Origin of the sequence: Caballeronia sp. AZ7_KS35 (assembly GCF_023631045.1) — a bacterium.
In the GTDB taxonomy this organism is placed as follows: Bacteria; Pseudomonadota; Gammaproteobacteria; order Burkholderiales; family Burkholderiaceae; genus Caballeronia; species Caballeronia zhejiangensis.
On record NZ_JALQDV010000047.1, the window covers coordinates 151,977 to 173,408 of the forward strand.

General features: G+C 62.9%; 19 protein-coding genes and 1 pseudogene. 10 read left to right on the forward strand and 10 right to left on the reverse strand.

Features of this window, described 5'->3' with window-relative positions; translation table 11 throughout:
- The first annotated feature begins 23 nt into the window (after nucleotides 1-23).
- From NCT05_RS29495 to NCT05_RS29525, 7 genes are all read left to right on the forward strand, one after another.
- Nucleotides 24-1,364 (forward strand): flavin-containing monooxygenase, encoded by a 1,341-nt coding sequence (locus NCT05_RS29495; RefSeq protein ID WP_008346223.1) that lies wholly within the window; start codon nucleotides 24-26, stop codon nucleotides 1,362-1,364.
- A 31-nt stretch (nucleotides 1,365-1,395) separates the two neighbouring features.
- Entirely contained in the window at nucleotides 1,396-1,839 is a 444-nt protein-coding gene (locus NCT05_RS29500) for a RidA family protein (RefSeq protein WP_008346225.1), read from the forward strand.
- Nucleotides 1,836-2,513: a DUF1028 domain-containing protein gene (locus tag NCT05_RS29505; RefSeq protein ID WP_008346226.1), complete on the forward strand. Its 678-nt coding sequence runs from the start codon at nucleotides 1,836-1,838 to the stop codon at nucleotides 2,511-2,513. Before NCT05_RS29500 ends, NCT05_RS29505 begins: the two co-directional genes overlap by 4 nt.
- On the forward strand, nucleotides 2,506-3,669 hold the full coding sequence (gene argE, locus NCT05_RS29510; protein ID WP_250503818.1) for an acetylornithine deacetylase: 1,164 nt from the start codon (nucleotides 2,506-2,508) through the stop codon (nucleotides 3,667-3,669). Before NCT05_RS29505 ends, argE begins: the two co-directional genes overlap by 8 nt.
- A gap of 77 nt (nucleotides 3,670-3,746) precedes the next feature.
- A complete protein-coding gene (locus tag NCT05_RS29515; RefSeq protein WP_250503819.1) occupies nucleotides 3,747-5,168 on the forward strand; it encodes a purine-cytosine permease family protein in 1,422 nt (473 codons plus the stop codon).
- Between the two features lie 242 nt (nucleotides 5,169-5,410).
- Nucleotides 5,411-6,742 carry an epoxide hydrolase family protein gene (locus NCT05_RS29520; RefSeq protein WP_250503820.1) on the forward strand — a complete coding sequence of 444 codons (1,332 nt, stop codon included), beginning with the start codon at nucleotides 5,411-5,413 and terminating at the stop codon, nucleotides 6,740-6,742.
- A gap of 185 nt (nucleotides 6,743-6,927) precedes the next feature.
- On the forward strand, nucleotides 6,928-7,947 hold the full coding sequence (locus NCT05_RS29525; protein WP_008346234.1) for an alcohol dehydrogenase: 1,020 nt from the start codon (nucleotides 6,928-6,930) through the stop codon (nucleotides 7,945-7,947).
- Nucleotides 7,948-7,986: 39 nt separating this feature from the next.
- Here NCT05_RS29525 and NCT05_RS29530 read toward each other — a convergent pair whose 3' ends face one another.
- From NCT05_RS29530 to NCT05_RS29565, 8 genes are all read right to left on the reverse strand, one after another.
- A complete protein-coding gene (locus tag NCT05_RS29530) occupies nucleotides 7,987-8,589 on the reverse strand; it encodes a dimethylsulfoniopropionate lyase (RefSeq protein ID WP_008346237.1) in 603 nt (200 codons plus the stop codon).
- Nucleotides 8,590-8,602: 13 nt separating this feature from the next.
- Nucleotides 8,603-9,796, reverse strand: coding sequence for a M24 family metallopeptidase (locus NCT05_RS29535; protein ID WP_250437557.1), 1,194 nt, complete (start codon nucleotides 9,794-9,796; stop codon nucleotides 8,603-8,605).
- A 12-nt stretch (nucleotides 9,797-9,808) separates the two neighbouring features.
- On the reverse strand, nucleotides 9,809-10,939 hold the full coding sequence (locus NCT05_RS29540; RefSeq protein WP_250503821.1) for an FAD-binding oxidoreductase: 1,131 nt from the start codon (nucleotides 10,937-10,939) through the stop codon (nucleotides 9,809-9,811).
- Between the two features lie 101 nt (nucleotides 10,940-11,040).
- Nucleotides 11,041-11,589, reverse strand: a complete 549-nt coding sequence (locus NCT05_RS29545) for a GNAT family N-acetyltransferase (protein ID WP_250503822.1) — start codon at nucleotides 11,587-11,589, stop codon at nucleotides 11,041-11,043.
- Nucleotides 11,590-11,616: 27 nt separating this feature from the next.
- Complete coding sequence (locus NCT05_RS29550) at nucleotides 11,617-12,219, reverse strand: helix-turn-helix domain-containing protein (protein WP_250503823.1); 603 nt, start codon at nucleotides 12,217-12,219, stop codon at nucleotides 11,617-11,619.
- Nucleotides 12,220-12,323: 104 nt separating this feature from the next.
- Nucleotides 12,324-13,571: a serine hydroxymethyltransferase gene (glyA, locus tag NCT05_RS29555; RefSeq protein ID WP_008346246.1), complete on the reverse strand. Its 1,248-nt coding sequence runs from the start codon at nucleotides 13,569-13,571 to the stop codon at nucleotides 12,324-12,326.
- 143 nt (nucleotides 13,572-13,714) lie between these two features.
- Nucleotides 13,715-14,413, reverse strand: a complete 699-nt coding sequence (locus NCT05_RS29560) for a GNAT family N-acetyltransferase (RefSeq protein ID WP_250503824.1) — start codon at nucleotides 14,411-14,413, stop codon at nucleotides 13,715-13,717.
- A 113-nt stretch (nucleotides 14,414-14,526) separates the two neighbouring features.
- Nucleotides 14,527-15,414, reverse strand: a complete 888-nt coding sequence (locus NCT05_RS29565; protein WP_250503825.1) for an SDR family oxidoreductase — start codon at nucleotides 15,412-15,414, stop codon at nucleotides 14,527-14,529.
- A gap of 102 nt (nucleotides 15,415-15,516) precedes the next feature.
- Here NCT05_RS29565 and NCT05_RS29570 point away from each other — a divergent pair, with 102 nt between their 5' ends.
- Complete coding sequence (locus NCT05_RS29570) at nucleotides 15,517-16,338, forward strand: helix-turn-helix transcriptional regulator (RefSeq protein ID WP_008346252.1); 822 nt, start codon at nucleotides 15,517-15,519, stop codon at nucleotides 16,336-16,338.
- A gap of 4 nt (nucleotides 16,339-16,342) precedes the next feature.
- Here NCT05_RS29570 and NCT05_RS29575 read toward each other — a convergent pair whose 3' ends face one another.
- Complete coding sequence (locus NCT05_RS29575; RefSeq protein WP_250503826.1) at nucleotides 16,343-17,044, reverse strand: SDR family NAD(P)-dependent oxidoreductase; 702 nt, start codon at nucleotides 17,042-17,044, stop codon at nucleotides 16,343-16,345.
- 1,041 nt (nucleotides 17,045-18,085) lie between these two features.
- Between NCT05_RS29575 and NCT05_RS29580 the strand changes: the two are divergent.
- Nucleotides 18,086-19,857 (forward strand): annotated as a pseudogene (locus NCT05_RS29580) (ShlB/FhaC/HecB family hemolysin secretion/activation protein).
- A gap of 67 nt (nucleotides 19,858-19,924) precedes the next feature.
- The gene (locus tag NCT05_RS29585) at nucleotides 19,925-20,917 is read left to right on the forward strand and encodes a hypothetical protein (RefSeq protein ID WP_250503827.1); all 993 of its coding nucleotides are present in this window, start codon (nucleotides 19,925-19,927) and stop codon (nucleotides 20,915-20,917) included.
- A 61-nt stretch (nucleotides 20,918-20,978) separates the two neighbouring features.
- Here NCT05_RS29585 and NCT05_RS29590 read toward each other — a convergent pair whose 3' ends face one another.
- The gene (locus NCT05_RS29590) at nucleotides 20,979-21,236 is read right to left on the reverse strand and encodes a hypothetical protein (protein WP_008346261.1); all 258 of its coding nucleotides are present in this window, start codon (nucleotides 21,234-21,236) and stop codon (nucleotides 20,979-20,981) included.
- Nucleotides 21,237-21,432 lie beyond the last annotated feature (196 nt).

Consider the following 21,432-nt stretch of genomic DNA (forward strand, 5'->3'; position numbering starts at 1 on the left):
CGGCCTTTCAGAAGGACATAGTCATGACAGTGGAAACAACGTCTATCGACACGCTCGTGGTCGGCGCGGGCCAGGCTGGCGTCGCGATGAGCGAACACCTGAGCAAGCTCGGCGTGCCGCATCTCGTGCTCGAACGCGATCGCATCGCCGAACGCTGGCGCACGGGCAGGTGGGATTCGCTCGTCGCCAATGGTCCCGCATGGCACGATCGTTTCCCTAATCTCGAGTTCGCGGATTTCGACCCCAATGGTTTCGCATCGAAAGATCAGGTCGCGGAATACTTCGTCGAGTACGCGAAGAAATTCGATGCGCCCATTCGCACCGGCGTCGAAGTGAAGAAGGTCGTGCGCAATGCGGGGCGGCCGGGCTTTACCGTCGATACATCCGACGGAACCATCGAAGCGAATCGCGTGGTCGTCGCGACGGGTCCGTTTCAGCGCCCCGTGATTCCGCCGATCGCGCCGTCGTCCGCAAAGCTCACGCAGATCCATTCCGCCGACTATCGCAATCCGCAGCAACTGCCCGAAGGCGGCGTGCTCGTCGTGGGCGCGGGATCGTCGGGCGTGCAGATCGCCGATGAATTGCAGCGCGCGGGCCGGCGCGTGTATCTGTCGGTCGGCGCGCACGATCGTCCGCCGCGCGGATATCGCGGACGCGATTTCTGCTGGTGGCTCGGCGTGCTCGGCGAATGGGACGCGGAAGTGATGAAGCCGGGCCGCGAGCATGTGACCATTGCCGTGAGCGGCGCGCGCGGCGGCCATACGGTGGACTTCAGGCGCCTCGCGCATCAGGGCATCACGCTCGTCGGTCTGACGAAATCGTTCGACGATACGCGCGTGAGCTTCGAAGCCGATCTCGCGGATAACATCCGTCGCGGCGACGAGAACTATTTGTCATTGCTCGATGCCGCCGATGCCTATGCGCAACGCAACGGCCTCGATCTGCCCGAGGAGCCCGAAGCGCGCCATATTCCCGCCGACCCGGAATGCATGACGCATCCGCTTCTCGAACTCGATCTCGCGCAAGCGGGTGTTACGTCGATCATCTGGGCGACCGGTTATGCCGTCGATTTCAACTGGCTGCAAGTCGATGCATTCGATGACAAAGGCAAGCCGAAACATCAACGTGGCGTCGCCAAAGAACCGGGCATCTATTTTCTCGGCTTGCCGTGGCTTTCGCGGCGCGGCTCCGCGTTCATCTGGGGCGTGTGGCACGACGCGAAACATATCGCCGATCACATCGTCACGCAGCGCAAATACCTCGCATATTACGACGCGCCGCAACGTGCTGTCGAGACGAAGCGCGAAGAAGGCGTGACCGATGCATCGCGCGTCCACAAGGTCAGCGAGATGGGCGTCAACTGATCAGAAACTATCCGGAATCAAGGTGCATTCGATGAGCCAACCTACGCATACCCGTATCCGCATGTTCAACACGAAGGATACGTACCCGAATCAGACCCTCGATAACGACCTCTGCCAGGCCGTTCGCGCGGGCAATACCGTTTATGTGCGCGGTCAGATCGGCACGGACTTCGACGGCAATCTCGTCGGTCTCGGCGATCCGCGCGCGCAGGCCGAGCAGGCGATGAAGAACGTGAAGCAGTTGCTCGAAGAAGCGGGCAGCGATCTCTCGCATATCGTCAAGACGACGACTTATCTCACCGATGTGCGCTTTCGCGAGCCGGTGTATCGCGAAGTCGGCAAATGGCTGAAGGGCGTGTTTCCGATTTCGACGGGCCTTACCGTCGTCGCGCTCGGACAACCCGAATGGCTGATGGAGATCGACGTGATCGCCGTCATCCCCGATGGATGGACGCCGCCTCAGGAGCGCGCATGACATTCTCGATCGTCGGACGATGTGAAGAGACCGGGCAGCTCGGCATCGCGATCAGTTCGTCGAGCATCGCGGTGGGCGCGCGCTGTCCGTGGGTGCGCGCGGGCGTGGGCGTCGTCGCGACGCAGAACGTCACGCTGCCCGCGCTCGGTCCGCAAATTCTCGATTACATCGAAAGCGCCAAGCTCGATGCGAACGCCGCACTCGAACGCGCGTTGAGCGCGAACGAATGGAGCGAGTATCGGCAGGTGACGGTCGTCGATGCGCAAGGCCACACCGCGTTCTTCAGCGGCAAGCAAGCGCTCGGCACGTATCACGCGGTCGCGGGCAGGCAATGCGTCGCGGCGGGCAACATGCTCGCGGGCGTGCATGTCATCGAAGCGATGATTCCCGCATTCGAGAACGCATCGGGCCAGCTTGCGGATCGTCTGCTTGCCGCGATGCATGCGGCGATCGCGGCGGGCGGCGAAGCGGGGCCGGTGCATTCGGCTGCGCTGAAGATCGCGGGCGAGCAAAGCTGGCCGCTCGTCGATCTGCGCGTCGACTGGGCCGATGACGATCCCATCGGCAAGCTCGATGACCTGTGGCATGCGTACGAGCCGCAGATGCAGGACTACGTGACGCGCGCATTGAACCCGACCGCTGCGCCGAGCTACGGAGTGCCGGGCGATGAGTGACACGACGAGCCGCGATCTGCTCGACAAGCTGATTAGTTTCGCGACCGTCAGCCGCGATTCGAATCTCGCGCTGATCGAGTTCGTTCGCGATTACCTCGCGCAGTTCGACATCGAAAGCGAGCTGTTCGACAACGCGGAGCGCACGAAGGCGAATCTGTTCGCGACGATCGGACCGCGCGATCGCGGCGGCATCGTGCTCTCGGGGCATACGGATGTCGTGCCGGTCGATGGCCAGCCGTGGACCGTCGATCCATTCCGTCTCACGGAAAAAGATGGACGGCTCTATGGCCGCGGCACAGCCGACATGAAGGGCTTTCTCGCGTCGGTGCTGGCCGCCGTGCCGATGTTGATCGAGCGCGAACTGAGATTGCCCGTGCATCTGGCGTTTTCATACGACGAGGAAGTCGGATGCCTCGGCGTGCGGCCGATGCTCGCGCAACTGGAGAAGCGCGCGCACAAGCCCGTTCTGTGTCTGATCGGCGAGCCGACATCGTTGAAGCCGGTGCTCGGTCACAAGGGCAAGCTCGCGATGCGTTGTCAGGTGAAAGGCGCGCCTTGTCATTCCGCCTATGCGCCGTATGGCGTGAACGCGATTCAATATGCAGCGCGCCTCATCAATCGGCTTGAAGAAATCGGCGAACGGCTGGCGCAGCCCGAGCATCACGACGAGCGCTTCGATCCGCCGTATTCGACCGTGCAGACGGGCGTCATCAAGGGCGGTCGTGCGCTCAACATCGTGCCGGCCGAATGCGAATTCGACTTCGAAGTGCGCGCGCTTCCCGGCTTCGAAGCGAGCACGGTCGCCAAGGATTTGCAGGCGTACGCACAAGCCGAACTGCTGCCGAAGATGCGCGCCATTGAACCCGAGACGGACGTTCGCCTCGAAGCGCTATCCGCGTATCCCGGACTCGCGACATCGCCCGAAAGCGAAGCGGCGCGTCTCGTCGCGCTCTTGAGCGGATCGTCGGAATTCGGCACGGTGGCGTTCGGCACGGAAGGCGGACTCTTCGATCAGGCAGGCATTCCGACTGTCGTATGCGGTCCCGGCAGCATGGATCAGGGACACAAGCCCGATGAGTACGTAACCCTCGAACAACTCCACGATTGCGACGCGATGCTGATACGCCTCGCCGATCATCTTTCGACCACAGCCTGATTTCTCACACGCCGCAGGCGATACGGGCGCGATGCGCGTCAGGGCATCGCTTTGCCGCGCACAAACTGGAGACGACTTTGACTAGTGCACCACGCAACGCTTCTCCGTTGATCGAGAAGCACACCATCGGCTATGTGCCGCCCGAGGATCGTCACGGCAAAGTGCGCGACCTGTTCACGCTATGGTTCGGCGGCAATATCGCGCCCTTGCCGATCGTGACGGGCGCGCTCGGCGTGCAGATCTTTCATCTGAACCTGCTGTGGGGCATCGTTGCGATCGTCGTCGGACAGGCGGTCGGCGGCGTGCTGATGGCGTTGCATTCCGCGCAAGGGCCGCAAATGGGCATTCCGCAGATGATCCAGAGCCGCGCGCAGTTCGGATCGTGGGGCGCGTTGCTCGTGACCGTCATCGCGGGCGTGATGTACGTGGGCTTCTTCGCGTCGAACATCGTGCTCGCGGGGAAGTCGCTGCATGGCATCGAGACGTCGGTGTCGGTGCCCGTGGGCATCGTGATCGGCGCGCTGGGATCGGGACTGATCGGCATCATCGGATACAAGTTCATTCATATCCTGAACCGCATCGGGACGTGGGTCCTCGGCATCGGCATTTGCGTGGGCTTCGGCTACATCCTCACGCATGTCTCGACGGACGATTTCCTCACGCGCGGCGGCTTCAACTTCGCCGGCTGGCTCGCGACCGTATCGCTTTCCGCGCTGTGGCAGATCGCGTTCGCGCCTTACGTGTCCGACTATTCGCGCTATTTGCCGGCGACCGTGCGCGTCTCGTCGACGTTCTGGGCGACGTATCTCGGCTGCACGATCGGCTCGACGCTCGCCTTCGTGTTCGGCGCGGTCGCGGTGCTCGCGGTGCCGCCCGGCGCCGACGCGATGGATGCCGTGAAGCTCGCCACCGGACCGCTCGGCCTGCCGATGCTCGTGTTGTTCCTGTTGAGCGTCATCAGCCACAACGCGTTGAACCTGTATGGCGCGGTGCTCGCGGTGATCACGTCATTGCAGACGTTCGCGTATCGCTGGATTCCGACGGCGAAAGCGCGCGCCGTGTTGTCGGTCGTGATTCTCGTCGCGTGCTGCTATGGCGCGATCGGCGCATCGACGAACTTCGTCGCGAATCTCGTCGATCTCGTGCTTGCGCTGCTCGTCGTACTGGTGCCGTGGACCGCGATCAATCTCATCGACTTCTATGTGATCCACAAAGGCAAGTACGACATCCAGTCGATCTTTCAGGTAGACGGCGGCATCTATGGACGATTCAATCCGCAGGCGTTGATCGCTTATGCGATCGGTATCGTCGTGCAGATTCCGTTCATGAACACGCCGATGTATGCGGGCGCGGTGCCCAAGTATCTCGACGGCGCGGATCTGTCGTGGATCGTCGGATTGCTGCTGACGTCGCCGGTTTATTACTGGCTTACATCGCGCGATACGAGTTATCGGCGCAGACAGAACGGTGCGCGTGTGGCGTCGAATGTGGCGCGGTGATTCATAAGCGATGTCGGGCGGGACTCTTACCCGCCCGACAATTCTGTTGTAACCCCGGCTGCATTTACGTCGAGTGTGCACATGCACATAATCGCGTCACCTGCTGCGAAAACCCCTTCGCGGCGCATCGAGGCGGTGACGATCCCAGGCTTGCCGAACGGCGGCCTGCAAGTGCGGTTCAGTGATTCTGATTCGTTGCGGCACACATCGCTCCTCCTCGCACACGCATTCAGGAGCTTGTCATGTCGAACGATCTTCCTCTCCGGACGGCTTCGCGCCGTCATTTCATCGGCGTCGCGGCGGCGAGCATCGCGGCGAGCGCATTGAGCCGCGTCGCATTCGCCGATTCGATCCAGAGCACGGCGGACATCATGCAAGTGAAGAGCGGCGACAAGACCGCGATTCGCCCGCTTCGCGTCCACGCAACGGATGCGCAACTCGCCGATCTGAAGCGGCGCGTGCAGTCGACGCGCTGGACCGAACGCGAAACCGTCGCCGATGCCTCACAAGGCGTGCAACTCGCGACGATGCAGCAACTCGCGCGCCATTGGTCGACCGCTTACGACTGGCGCAAGGTCGAAGCGCGGATCAACGCGGTGCCGAACTTCGTCACCGAGATCGACGGACTCGACATCCACTTCATCAACGTTCGCTCGAAACATGCGAACGCGTTGCCGATGATCGTCACGCACGGCTGGCCCGGCTCGATCATCGAGCAACTGAAGATCATCGATCCGCTGACGAATCCGACCGCGCATGGCGGCAATGCATCGGATGCGTTCGATGTCGTGATTCCGTCGCTGCCCGGCTACGGATTTTCCGGCAAGCCGGCGACGACCGGCTGGGACCCGCAGCGCATCGCGCGCGCATGGATCGCGCTGATGCAGCGGCTCGGCTACACGCGCTATGTCGCGCAGGGCGGCGACTGGGGCAACGCGGTGACCGAGCAGATGGCGCTTATCGCGCCGCCGGAACTGATCGGCATGCACACGAACATGCCGGCGACGGTGCCGGACGATATCGCCAACGCGCTGAAGTACGGCAATCCCGCGCCCGCGGGTTTGGCCGGCGATGAAAAGCACGCGTTCGATCAACTCGATTACTTCTACAAACACGGCCTCGGCTACGCGCAGGAAATGGCGAATCGGCCGCAGACGCTGTATGGCATCGAGGATTCGCCGATCGGTCTCGCGGCATGGATGATCGATCACGACACGGCGAGCCAGGCGCTTATCGCGCGTGTGTTCGACGGACAGGCGGAGGGTCTCACGCGCGACGACATCCTCGACAACATCACGCTTTATTGGCTGACGAACACGGGCGTTTCATCGGCGCGGCTGTACTGGGAAAACAAGCTCAACTTCTTCGCGCCGAAGCATGTTGCGATTCCGGTGGCGGTGAGCGTGTTTCCGGACGAGATCTATGCCGCGCCGCAAAGCTGGACGGAGAAGGCGTATCCGAAGCTGATTCACTACAACCGTCTGGCGAAAGGCGGGCATTTCGCGGCATGGGAGCAGCCGCAAGCCTTCACGGATGAAGTTCGCGCGGGCTTCCGTCCGCTGCGTTCGGCGTAAAGGCGGCGCATCACGTTCAGCGCGCGCATGGACGCGCGGCCGATGCATCGGGCGGAACCCTGTCACAATCGCAATCTCCGACGTTTCTCGACGATGCGCTCGGGAGTGCGATTGACCGGGCCGTCTCATCCGATTGCGGCGCGCGAGGTGCGCCGCGCGTGTTTCTCCATGACAAGGAGCAAGCGATGCCAACGATGCAGGCAGTGCAGGTAACGAAAGCGAATGGTCCGCTGGAAGTCGTCGAGCGCGATGTGCCGGAACCGCCCGCCGGACACGTGCTCATCAAGGTGCAGGCGTGCGGGATCTGCCACAGCGATTCGCTGACCGTCGAAGGACTCTGGCCGGGTCTGCAATTTCCGCGTGTGCCGGGACACGAGATCGCAGGCGTGATCGAGAAGCTCGGCGCGGACGTCGAAGGATGGGAAAAGGGTCAGCGCGTCGGCGTGGGCTGGCACGGCGGGCATTGCGGCCATTGCGAGCATTGCCGGCACGGCGACTTCGTGCTTTGCCAGCGCGCGCTGGTGCCGGGCATCAGCTATGACGGCGGCTACGCGGAATACATGGTGGCGCCGCAGGAAGCGCTCGCGCGTATGCCCGACGATCTCTCCGACGTCGATGCCGCGCCGCTTCTTTGCGCGGGCATCACCACGTTCAATGCGCTGCGCAACAGCGGCGCGCGAGCGGGCGATGTGGTCGCGGTGCTCGGCATCGGCGGGCTCGGTCATCTGGGCGTGCAGTTCGCGCGCAAGATGGGCTTCCAGACGGTGGCCATCGCGCGCGGACAGGACAAGGCGCCGCTCGCGAAGCAACTCGGCGCGCATCATTACATCGACAGCGAATCGCAGAACGTGGCCGACGCGCTCAAGGCGCTCGGCGGCGCGCGCGTGATACTCGCGACGGCGACGAGCGGCAAGGCGATGAGCGCGACCATCGGCGGGCTGGGGCTGAACGGCAAGCTCATCATGGTCGGGATATCGGAAGAGCCGGTCGAGGTGCCGATCACGCAGTTCATCATGGGGCGCAACTCGGTGCAGGGCTGGCCGTCGGGCACGGCGGCGGACTCGCAGGAAACGCTCGCGTTCAGCGCGCTGTCGGGCGTGAAGCCGATGATCGAGGAATATCCGCTGTCGCGCGCGGGCGAGGCGTATGAACGGATGATGAGCGGCAAGGCGCGGTTCAGGGTTGTGTTGACGCCGGGGAAGTGAGGTGAGCGAAGCCCCGCTGGGCGGGGCTTCGAAAGCCGCCTAATCCCCCTCCCTCGTCAACAGACACCAGATCGCGAAAAACGGCACATCACCCGACCGCATCGCGTGCGGATTATTCCGCACGTTATGAATCCCGCCGCCGATGCCCGGATCGCGCCATTCTCCGCCGTTCTGCCGAAACTCGCCCGGCGTGAACAGCACATAAGCTTCCTCGGGCGGATGACTGTGATCCGGATAACGCGTATGCGGCAGCATCAGCGAAAAGCCCAGTTGCACGTCATAACGGCTCTCCGCGCCGCCGGGACCGCAGATCATGCCGTGCACGTGTGCATCGATATAGCCGTCGCTACCGTTCAGGCCCGATGATCGGCGCGACCAGCCGAGATCGGGTTCGAGCGCCTTGATCGCGCGCGCGGCGGTGCCGAAGCCGGTGTCATCGTCGATGAAAGGCGCGAGCGTCGCGTCGAGCCATTCGCATGCGGGATAGCGCGTGCGATGCCGCGCGCCATCGTCGGATGGCGTCCGCAATCGCTCGAACACGCGCGCCGCGACGCGACGTCCCGCTTCCGGCAGCTTCTCCGATTGAAACAGCTTCTCCGCGATGGCGATGTAAGCCGCCACGTTCTGCGCACGACGATTCATGAAGCGCTCTCCGTCACAACCAGTCGGTCTCGAAGCTGCATGCCGTGAGCGGCACGCAGCCGTGCTCCGTAAGCACCACTTGTTCCTCCAGTTTCACGCCCTGACATCCGCCTTCCGCGCCGATATAGCTTTCGATGCACAGCGTCATCCCCGTTTCGAAGACGCCGTCATAGCCCGCGCTGTCCCAATCGACCTGATGCGCGATGGCCGGCGCTTCATCGACCATGCCGATGCCATGCGCGATGCAGCTATACCGGTTCTTCACGTACGGCGCGGGAATCTTCCACGCCTTCTCGGAGAACTCGCGATAGGTCATGCCCGGACGCAGCAGGTCCATGTTGAAATGCACCTGAGAATAAGCCAGTTCGTACAGCTTGCGTTGCTCGTCGGATGGACGCGTGTCGCCCACCGTCCAGGTGCGCGAAATGTCGGAGCAGTAGCCGTGCGGGCCGACCATGTCGGTATCGAAGGCAAGCAGTTCGCCGTTTTGCAGCACGCGCGACGAACATTCGCGCATCCACGGATTGGTGCGCTCGCCGGACGCGAGCAGCCGCGTCTCGATCCATTCGCCGCCGTGACGGATGTTCTCGAAGTGAAGATGCGCCCATAGCTCCTGCTCGGTCATGCCGGGCCGAAGCTCGCGACGCATCCGTTCGATACCGGCCTCGCACGCGCGCAGCGATTCGCCGATCAGCACGAGCTCGCCCGCCGACTTGATCGCGCGGGCGTCTTCCATCATCGCCTGACCGTCGAGCAAGGTAAGGCCGCGATTGACGAGCAGCGCCGAGCCGATCGGATCGAGCCGGTCGACCGCGAGCCGGCTGTCGCCGCGCGCGTGCGCGCGAAACACATCGACGATTTCGTTCGCCCACACTTCGGCGCGGCTTTCCGCTTCGTGGCCCGCGCTGAAATAAATCCAGCTCACCGCGCCGCGCATTTCGACGTTCAACTCGATGCCGTCCCAAACGTGCTCGCAGCTATGAAACTCCCACGCGACGATGCGGCCATCCGCGAACACCATGATGTAGCGCGACGGATTGCGCGCGGTCCATATCTGCATGTTGGACGTGTCCGTCGCATAGCGGATATTGACGGGGTCGTACAGCAGGATCGCGGGACATTCGTGTCGCTTCAATTGCGCAAGCACGCGCGCGAGCCGATAGGTTCTGACATCGCGCATCGTCCGCACCGGGTCTTCGACCGCCATGTGCGCGTCTCCTCACAGTTCCAGTACGAGGTCCGAAGTCGGACGGCTGCAGCACAACAGGCGAAATCCCTTCTGGACTTCCCTTTCGCGAATGCCGCCGTTGTGATTCATGTCGACGGTGCCTTCGAGCACCTTGGTCTTGCACGTCCCGCACATGCCCTGACTGCACGATGACGCCACCGCGACGCCCGCCTTCTTCGCCGCCGACAGCACCGTTTGCGATGCGTTCATCGTGAACGATTTCGACGAGCGCGACAGCTTCACGGTGAAGGTTTCCTGCGCAACGCCGGCTTCGTTCGGCGAAGGCGCGGGCGCGACGCCCGCACCGATATCGAAGCTTTCCTGGTGATAGCGCGCCGGATCGTGACCGCCTTCGCGAAGCAACGTCCGCACCGCGCTCATGTAGCCGGCCGGGCCGCACGTGAAGACCTCGCGCTCCAGATAGTCGGGCGCCCATTGCGACAGCAATTGCAGGCTGAGACGGCCGATCGGACCTTGCCACTGCGTCTCGTCGCCGATGCCTTCGCACACGAAGAACACGCGCAGGCCCGGCGAGAGCTTCGCGAATCGCGCGAGTTCATCGCGGAACACGATATCCGCAGGCGTACGCGCGCTGTGGATGAACACGATGTCGCGATCCAGCCCAAGGTCGATGCTCGCGCGCGTCATCGACATGAGCGGCGTGACGCCCGATCCCGCCGACAGAAACAGCGATTTCGTCGCGGGCGCGACGCTCGGCGTGAAAGCGCCGGAAGGACCGTATGCACGCAGTTCGCTGCCGGGCTTCATGTTGTCGTGCAGCCAGTTGGACATCGTTCCGCCCGGCACGCGCTTCACCGTTATCGAGAGCAAAAACGGGCGCGTCGGTGCGGAGGAGATCGTGTAGCAACGCTCGACCGATTGCCCTTGCACCTTCGCCGACACCGTCATGAACTGGCCCGGTTCGAACCGCACGGGCAGGCCGTCGGCGGTGCGGAATTCGAAGCTCTTGATATCGTGCGTTTCGTCGACGACGCGGCAGCACGTCAGCGTCTGTTGCTCGCCGCTCGGCCATAGCTTGCCGCCATGTTCCCAGGTGGCGGCATCGGCGAGGCGATCGTCGAGATCGACCGCGGGAGCAAAAATTCTGTCGACGGAATTCATGGCGCGAAAAAGAGTGCGTTGGCGATGAGCGAAGTATTGGATCGCCCATAAACACCGTCAACGCGCTTTATTTTCCGCGTTCCATTACTTGATGTTATGCGTCAGCCGTCGACCGGCGCGACGGGCGTTTCGAGCTTGAGCTGATAGAACGCCGCATCCAGCCAGCGGCCGAATTTGAACCCGGCTTCGGTGATCGTTCCCGAATGCGTGAAGCCGAGCCGCGTATGCAGGCGGATGCTGCCCGCATTCGTCGCATCGACGCAGCCGACGAGCACATGCACTTGTGCTTCGCGCGCGCGCCGGATCAGTTCGCGCAGCAGCCGCTCGCCGAGCCCGAGGCCACGGCCATCGCGATGCACATAGACGCTGTGCTCCACGGTGTATTTGTAGGCGGGAAACGCGCGGAACGTGCCCCAGCTCGCAAAGCCCATGAGCTTGCCCGACGCATCGACGGCGCCGACAACGGGAAAGCCGCCCGCGCGTTTCGCGGCGAACCACATCGACATGGCTTCGGCTGGGCGCGGCACGTAGTCGTACAGCGCGGTCGAGTTGACGATGGCTTCGTTCAGTATGTCGAGGATGGCCGGCGCGTGTTCGGCCTCGTTGCAATCGATGAGGCGCACGTCGTCGTGCGGATCGGTGGTGTTCATTCGATATCCGTTCAGGCTGAAGATGAATCAGGTCGCGGACGCGTCGCCGATGGCGAGAATGTAGCGCGCCGCTTTCGAAGCCGGGTTGCTGAAGATGAGCGGGCGGTCGAGGCGCATCGCGAGGCAGTCGCCTTGCTGAAGCGCGTGAAGCTCGTCGCCGATCACGATGTCGATGCGTCCGCTCATCACCCAGACTTGCTGGTGCATGTTCGATTCGCGTCCGCCGGTTTCATACGCGACGCGCGCGCCCGGCGGAAAGTCCACTTCGACGAGCTGAAACGGCGACGGCCAGCCCGCAGGCGATAGATTGCGGCGCGTATAGCCGGATTCGGTATCGCGCCATTTCAATTGCTGGCGGCGCCGCGCGAGCGGTTGCGCGGGCGCGCCTTCCGCTTCCCCGCCGAAAAGGCTCGCGAGCGATACGCCCAGGCCCGCCGCGAGCTTGTCGAGCACGACGGCGGTCGGGCTGGCCGCGCCGCGCTCGATCATCGAGATCATCGAGCGGCTCACGCCGCAGCGCGCCGCGAGCGCGTCCAGCGTGTAGCCGCGCGCGGCACGCAACTCGCGGACGCGATCCGCGATGCGCTGGTTGATGTCGGCTTCAGCGGAAGGCTTGACGGTATCTAGCATAGTGGACGGAGTGTCCAATAAACTAGACGTCGATGTCAAGCGAAAGCGGGCTTCGCTGCACGAAGACAGCGAAGCCCGCCGATCACGCCTATAACCGGTTCAGATCAGCCGTACACGGGGAAGCGCTTGGTCAATTCCGCGACCTGCTGACGAACGCGTTCGAGGTTGCCCGCGTCTTCCGGGCTTTCGAGCACATCGGCGATCAGGTTGCCCACGATCTCCGCTTCCTTCGTGCCGAAGCCGCGCGTGGTCATCGCGGGCGAGCCGAGGCGCACGCCGCTCGTGACGAACGGCTTCTCCGGATCGTTCGGAATGGCGTTCTTGTTGACCGTGATGTGCGCGGCGCCGAGCGCGGCTTCCGCTGCCTTGCCGGTGATCTTCTTTGCGCGCAGATCGACAAGCATCACATGGCTTTCCGTGCGGCCCGAGACGATACGCAGACCGCGCTTCACGAGCGTTTCGGCCAGCACGCGCGCGTTGTCGACCACGCGCTGCTGATATTCCTTGAACTCCGGCGACAGCGCTTCCTTGAACGCGACGGCCTTCGCGGCGATCACATGCATCAGCGGACCGCCTTGAATGCCCGGGAAAATGGCCGAGTTGATCTGCTTCTCGAACTCGGCCTTCATCAGAATGACGCCGCCGCGCGGGCCGCGCAGGCTCTTGTGCGTGGTCGTCGTGACGAAATCGGCGTGCGGCACCGGATTGGGATACACGCCCGCCGCGATCAGGCCGGCATAGTGCGCCATGTCGACCATCAGATACGCGCCGACGCTCTTCGCGATCTTCGAAAGACGCTCGAAATCGATCTTCAGCGCAAACGCCGACGCGCCCGCGACGATCAGCTTCGGCTTGTGTTCATTCGCGAGTTGCTCGGCCGCTTCGTAGTCGATGTCTTCGGCTTCGTTGAGACCGTAGCTCACGACGTTGAACCACTTGCCCGACATGTTGACCGGCGAGCCGTGCGTAAGGTGGCCGCCGTGCGCGAGGCTCAGGCCCATGATGGTGTCGCCGGGCTTGAGCATCGCGAAGAACACGCCCTGATTGGCCTGCGAGCCGGAATTCGGCTGCACGTTCGCGGCTTCGGCGCCGAAAAGCTCCTTCACGCGATCGATCGCGAGCTGCTCCACCACGTCGACATATTCGCAACCGCCGTAATAGCGCTTGCCCGGATAGCCTTCCGCGTACTTGTTGGTGAGCTGCGAGCCTTGCGCTGCCATCACGGCCGGGCTCGTGTAGTTCTCCGACGCGATCAGCTCGATGTGATCTTCCTGGCGTCGGTTTTCATTCGTGATGGCCGCCCAGAGTTCCGGATCGACGTTTTCAACGGTGCTGGCTGCGCGATTGAACATGATGGTACCCATGTAAGAGAGAAGCGGGTTGCTGTGGGAGCGCGTGACTGTCCCGTATTCCATCGAAAGCCGGCTCGCGCGGATAGAAGAATTACGACATTGCGCTGGAATGCGGGCACCTGCGCATTCGCCGCAGTGAATGCTTATTTCATCGGGCGGCTGATTCGCATCAACGTGAACGCGTGACGCAGCTCGAAGCCGAGCCGTTCATACAGCGCGATGGCGCTTTCGTTGTGACTGAAGACATGCAGGAACGGCGTGTCGCCGCGCTCGCCGATTTCCTTGCGCAGGATGTTCATGAGCCGTCCGGCCAGGCCGCGTCCGCGGCAACGTTCATCGACGCACACCGCGCTGATCTCCACATGACCGTCGATGGCCATGCGCTCGCCCGCCATCGCGATGAGTTCGCCTTGCTCGCGAATCCCGATGTAGCGGCCCATTTCGCGCGTGCGCCTGCCGAACGGACCGGGTTTCGTGCGTTGCACGAGCGCGAGCATGGCGTCGATATCGGCAGCGCCGAGCGCGATCACGTCGCGGTCGTCGATGCTTTGCGTGAAGCGCGACGTCGCGATCATCTGATGGATGGTGCCGACGCGCTCCGCGTGCAATGCGCCGATGTCCGCGAGCGCACCCGCCGAGAGCATCGCGACGTGTTCGCCGGGTTGCAGCAGCGCGTGCAGCGCGCGCCAGGCATCGGGTGTATCGGAGGCGATGGCCCCGAACGGCGTGACATCCGGATGGAAACGCCGCGCGAGTGTGTCGCCGAGGCCGAGATGCGCCTGCTTCGTGGTCAGCGCGGTCCAGATCGGGCGGTCGAGTGCGGCGTGGGTCGGGCGGATCATATCGGCTCCGGTTGCGAAAGGTGATCGAATGCCGATCACTTTAGGCGAGTCGGAGCGTTCCGGCTATTGTCGGAAATGACAGTTTCGGGGGCATTTGCGCCAAACGAAACGCGTCAGGGGTAGCGGGCTTCGTCCAAATCGGCGATGAGCGTCGGGCCTGTCGGTTTCCATCCGAGGCGCGCCTGCGTCAGCGCGCTCGACGCGGGCATGTCCAGGCCGACGAACATCGCCATCCAGCCGAAATGCGCGGCTGCATCGTCCGGAGAAATCGACGTGACCGGCAGCTTCAGCCCGCGTCCGAGCGCTTCGGCAATCGCGCGGCTCGCGATGCCTTCCTCGCCGACCGCGTGATAACGCGCGCCGCTCTCCGCCTTCTCGACGGCGAGCCGGTAGAGCCGCGCGGCATCGGAGACATGGCCCGCCGGCCAGCGATTGCCGCCATCGCCCACATAAGCGACGACGCCCTTGTCGCGCGCAATGCCGATGAGCGGCGTGATGAGACCCTGCTTCAACGGATCGTGAACCTGCGGCAGTCTCACCACCGACACGTTGATGCCGGAATCGAGCAGCGCGTTCCCCGCCAGCTCGGACGCGATGCGCGGATTCGGATGGCGCGTGTTGAAGACGTCCTCGCGCGCCGGTTCGCCGTGCTCGCCGCTGCCCATGCCGGTGCCCGACGTGATGACGAGCGGACGATTCGTGCCCGCGAGCGCCGATCCGAGCGCGGCGATCGCGCGCTTGTCCTTTTCGCAGTTCTCGACGAAGCGCGAGAAGTCGTGATCGAAGGCCGTGTGGATGACCGCATCCGCCAGCGCTGCGCCGCGCGCGAGGCTTTCCGGATCTTCCAGCGTGCCGCGATGCACTTCGGCGCCGGCATCTTCGAGCGCCCGCGCGCCCGCATCCGAGCGCGTCATGCCGATCACCCGATGACCCGCGTTGATCAATTCGTGCACCAAGGCCGAGCCGATGAAGCCGGTCGCGCCCGTCAGAAAAATTCGCATGGTGAAGCTCCCTGGTCGAATGGCGCTCACTATCCGACGTTTTTTTATCCCGTTAAAGTAGTGACGTCATCCTATTAAAACGACTAACAGGGTTTCATATCCGTGGATACGGCCAGATCGCTCGGCGATTTTCTGCGCAGCCGGCGCACGCGTCTCGATCCGGCGAGCTTCGGTTTCGCCGGACGCCGCCGCACGCCCGGCCTGCGCCGCGAAGAGGTCGCCCAGCGCGCGAACATCAGTCCGACCTGGTACACGTGGCTGGAGCAGGGACGCGGCGGCGCGCCGTCGGCCGATGTGCTGGAGCGCATCTGCGGCGCGCTGTTGCTCACCGATGCCGAGCGCGAGCATCTCTTCATGCTCGGGCTGGGACGGCCGCCGGAAGTCCGTTACCGGTCCGCCGATGGCGTCAGTCCGCGGCTTCAGCGTCTGCTCGATTCGCTGCAGACCAGCCCGGCCATCGTCAAGACGCCGACGTGGGATGTCGTCGCGTGGAATCGCGCCGCGGCCGTCGTGCTGACCGATTACGGCACGCTGCCGCCCGGCGGGCGCAATATCCTGCGATTCCTGTTCCGCAATCCCGATGTCCGCGCGCGGCAGCACGACTGGGACAGCGTCGCGCGCTTCGTCGTCGGCGCGTTCCGGGCGGATGTGGCGCGCGCGGGGCTGGTGTCGGAAGTCGGCGAGCTCGTCGAAGAGCTTCGGCACGCGAGTCCCGAATTCGACGCGCTCTGGCGCGACAACGACGTCCACAGCCACGAAGAAGGCGGCGGCATCAAGCGTCTGATGCATCCGGCGCTCGGATCGGTCGAGCTGGAATATTCGGCGTTTTCCGTCGATGGCCGGCCGGATCTCGGCATGATCGTCTACACGCCCGTCGACCGCGCGATGGCCGAGCGGATCGGCCAGCTCGCCGCGAGCGCGTGACGCTTCAGAACTTCTCCACCCACGGCCGCAGCTCGATTTCCCACGTCCACGCGCTGCGATGCTGGCGCAGCACATCGAGATAGGTTTGCGCGATGGCGTCGGGATCGAGCGTGCTGTCCGGCGCGTCGGGCGGATCGGCGCGATGTTCGGCGCGCACGCCGCCGTCGATCACGAAATGCGCGACGTGAATGCCCTTCGGCGCCAGTTCGCGCGCGGCGCTTTGTGCGAGGCCGCGCAACGCGAACTTGCCCATCGCGAAGGGCGCGGACAGCGCGAAACCCTTGACGCCCGCCGTCGCTCCCGTCAGCAGGATCGCGCCTTTGCCGGCGGGAATCATGCGGCGCGCGGCCTGCTGGACGGCGTGAAACGCGCCGAGCGCCGAGACGGCGACAGCCTGCGCGACTTCTTCGGCATCGAGTTCCGCGATGGGTCCGCGCACGCGCCCGCTCGCGTTGTAGATGACGATTTCCGGCGCGCCGATGCGGGCTTCGGTCTGGGCGAAGAGCGTTTCCATCTGACCGGCATCGGATGCATCGACGGGTAGCGCGATGGCGCCGGTTTCATCGACGAGCGCCGCGAGCTTTTCGACATTGCGCGCCGCGATGACAACCAGAATGTTTTCGGCGCGCAGACGCCGCGTAAGAGAGCCGCTGATGCCAGGCCCGGCACCGACGATGAGGGCGCTACGGTAGGGAAGTGTGCTCATGGTTTCACGCTCGGACGAAAGGTGGAACCGATGATAACTGGGGTGGGAAATCGGCGCGCGGACCGGCTGCTGCGGGGCTGTTTTTGATGAAAGTCGATGGGTTTCTCAGCGCGACGTGATCGTCGCTACATCCGGCGCGCTGACGAACGGTGGCACGCTCGCGGCGCAGCGGGATACGAGCGTCAATGCGGGCAGCGCAAGACCGATGCAGGTCATTGGCGCATCAGCAAAAAAAGGATTCTGACTCGGCAACGCGGCGCGTGTCGGACGTTGGTGATCTGAACATCGTCAGCGTGCAGGATGTGACCACGAGCAGCGCGCATCGGAGCAGCGCGGGCGGCGGGTTCACGATTCGTCAAGCGGAGGCAGCGCGAGCTTCGGCGCGCAGAACGCGCGTTGTATGCGCTTGATCGTGATCACGTAGATCCGTGATCACGGCCCTCGATGTCGCTGTACGTCGGCGTGCCAGTGTACTCAAGCTGTTCTGCGATGCGTCCGCGGCACTTGCAATCACCGCGCCTTTCAGATCGATGTTGCCCTTCACATTGACGTTAAAGCCGCCTTCGCCGGCCAGAATCTCCGCCTGCTGATTGACCTACGGATAGTCGCCGTCGGCGTGACGCGCGAGGCCGCACCGCAGCCGACAGCACGACGGAATGACCCTCAACGTCTGACCCGTATTGAAATGGTCCAACGATAGTCACAATCTTTTTCTGATTGAATGGAAAGATCAGGAAAGGATTATTTACGGCCACGACGGAGACGGCGATAGTAAGAAGTTTCCGTCGGTCGTCCAAGAAGGCGAAGAAAAAGTAAAAGGACGGATCGTAGTTAATCAGAGCACGGCTCATTCACCGGGCCGGGTTCAGGCGCTCATGAGCGTCGTTCATGGTGATGACGACGCTCTCTCCACGTCCGACACACGCATCAGCAGCGGCGTTCTGCTCGGCCTTGGTCGGGTAAGTCGCTCGGGTTTGGCGTATGGATGTTGTCGCCGCCCGCGACGGTTTTTTTGTTCCATTCAGACCTAGAAGTTAGTTGATGATTTACCGAAAAAGGCTTGCGGCTCTGCCGTTCACAGCCCTGATGTCGCTCGCAGCAAATGCGCAGCAAATTCCATTCACAGACGAAGCCGCCGCCGCGCGCGCGAATGCGATACAGGATCAGCAAATCCAGCAACAACGCGAGGCACAGCAACGCGAATCGGCGATTCGAGCGCCGGCCGTGCGCTCGGAAATCCCTGACGAAAAGCGATATCCGTTGCTTCCTTCAGAGACGCCGTGCTTTCGCATCGACGCCTTCGAGCTCGATGTGCCGCAAACGCTGCCCGAGCCGATTCGGAAGCAGGGCGCATCATCGCTGCCGCTCGATCCGTTCGCGTTCGCCCGCGAGTGGCTCGACCACTACAAAGGTCAATGCATCGGCAAGGACGGCGTGAACGTACTGACCAAGGCGCTTCAGCAGGCAATCCTGAGCCGCGGACTGATCACGACGCGTGTGCTGCTGCCCGAACAGGACCTGTCGACCGGCACGCTCAAGTTCGCTCTGATCTCCGGCGTGATCCGCGAATTGCGCTTTGCCGATCCCAACACGTCGGGCACATGGAAGACCGCTTTTCCGGCGCGTCCCGGCGACGTGCTGAACCTGCGCGATCTCGAGCAAGGCCTCGAGCAGATGAAGCGCGTCGCGAGCCAGGACGTCGACATGAAGGTCGATCCGACCAGCTCGCCCGGTGAGAGCGATGTCGTCATCACCGTCAAGCGCGCCAAGCCTTGGACGTTCGTCGCCTCTGTCGACAACTCCGGCAGCCGTGCAACCGGCAAGTGGCAAGGCAACGTCAGCCTGGGCATCGACAATCTTCTTGGACTGAACGACATCCTGAGCGTAGGCGCGAATCAGGACCTGTACTTCGACGACAAGACTTTGGGCTCGCACGGCTTCAACGGTTCCTACTCGATCCCATGGGGCTATTGGACCGCGACGCTGTATGGCAACACGAACACTTACTATCAGCAGATCGCCGGTGTGAACCAATCGTTCGTGTCGAGCGGCAATTCGCAGAGCGCGGGGCTCAAACTGCAGCGCGTGCTGCGCCGCAGCCAGAGCGACGTGCTCAGCAGCTATATGCAACTCTCGAAGCGCTTCGGTGCGAGCTTCATCGAAGACACGGAGATCGAGCTACAGCGACGCAACAATACTTTCCTCGAACTGGGACTGACCGATCGACATTACTTCGGCGGTGCACAGTTCGACGCGACATTGGCATATCGCCAAGGCATCGGTGGTCTGGGCGCGAGACCCGATCCGGAACCGGATCCTTACTCCATATCCACGCGGGCACCGACCTACCGCTTCAAGATGGCCGTGCTGGATATGAACCTGTCGATGCCGTTTGCCATTGCGAAGCAAAGCTTCCGCTACGTGACGACCGTACACGGGCAATACACCAACGATCAGCTTTACTATTCGACGACCTGACGATCGGCAGCCGCTACACCGTGCGCGGCTTCGACGGCGAACAAATGTTGGCCGCAGAAAAAGGCTTCTACTGGCGCAACGAATTGCAGATGCCGATCGGACAGACGCGCCAGTCGCTCTACGTCGGCGTGGATTACGGTCGCGTGTTCGGCCCGAATACCGAGTTTCTCGCGGGCACGCAGCTCGTCGGCGCGGTGATCGGCGTTCGCGGCGGCATTCCGTCGAAGTACGCTGGGTTCAGCTATGACTTCTTCGCGGGCACGCCGATTTACAAGCCGTCTTCACTCGAGACATCGCGCGTGACGGTCGGGTTTCAGATGACCGCGCAATTCTGACGCGCGATCGACCTCGGGCTGCATTGCATGGTCAAGACACTGCGGCCCAAATAACAAAGGAGAAAACATGGCCAACGAGAAGAGTCTGACGCTCGCGTCGATTCATTCGACAGCGAAGGCGCTCACTGCCGGACTGCTGCTCGCGCTCGCCGCATGTGGAGGCGGAAGCGGCAGCGGACTCTCGGCTGTCGAGAACAACGGCAACGGGGCGACGGGAGGGACATCGTCGAATTCGGCGGATACGGCATCGACTTCATCGGACGCGCCCACATCATCCAGTACGGCCGCGAGCTTCTTTAACAGCATCTTCTTGAAGGACAGCGGCAGCGGCTTCTATCAGTTCGATGCGAACTATCCCGGCAGCGGAGGCTACACGCCCGTCGCTTCGGGCAGAACCCGGTTCTACGTCGACAGTGATAGCGACGACAACTTCATCGCAGAGACCACAACGATAGCGGGCGCATATACGCAAGACTATGAGACGCAGCTGTATATCACGGCGGAAGGTGCGTTCACGTCGCGATCGAGCCCCTACATCCATTTCGGTTCGAACTCGAAGATCTTCCAGAAGCTATCGCAAGGTTATGAGCTCGGCATGCGGGGCATGTCGACGGCCTTGGAGCGAATCACGATCAAATTGGACGACGTATCGGGTCTGCCGATCTCGGATGCCATTCGCAAGGACGAGGGTCCGGCCGTCAACGGACTGCCGTTTCTGCTTGCCGCCGACAAATCGCCGATGCCGAAGGGATCCATCATCTATCAGTTGCCGTACACGGTCGTGACCACGCACTTGTGGGCGAACCTGACAAAGGGGAAGGATCCGTTTGCGTCTCTGGAGGAGATCCAGGCCAGGACCGGAGGGGTCATCCAATCGTTGGGCGGCTATCGCTATCTGCAGCCCGCGCCGAACAGCATGATTCATATCGAGTACGACGGGGCTCTGTACCACGGTGAACTGGTGAAGGCCGGTGACATCCACGATGTCGTTCCGGCTGCGTATAACAGCATTGCCGCGGATTTCATCGCGCAGCGCGAGGCAGTTGCGCTCGCAAAGTAGTGAAGAAAGGAGAAGGAAGCACAATTGTTCCTTCTCCCGTCGACGGTGCGGCTTCAGTTCTTCACGCTTTCACGCCGTGCAGCAGGCTGCCGATGGCGTCGAGCGACTTCGTCACGTTGGTCAGATCGACCTTGGTGTACTGCGATGCATCGACCTGCGTCACCGGCGCCACGTTGATCTGCGGGCTCGCGAACGCGAAGCCCGTGATCGAGTTGGCGTTGATGCCGTTGTTCTGGAAGATGCTCGCGCCGCCGACGATGGCGCCCATTTCAGCGCGACCAAGTTCCTTGCTGACGGCGAGGTTTTCGATTCTCAACATGATGTCTCTCCTGATGACGTGAATGGCTGTGTGAGGGCTTACAGCTTCACGCCGCCGAGCACGCTGCCAACCGCATCGATAGACTTCGTGACGTTGGTCAGATCGACGTTCGTGTGCGTCGACGCATCGACTTGCGTGACGGGCGCGACGTTGGTCTGCGGGCTGGCGAACGAGAAGCCGCCGTTGACATTGGCGT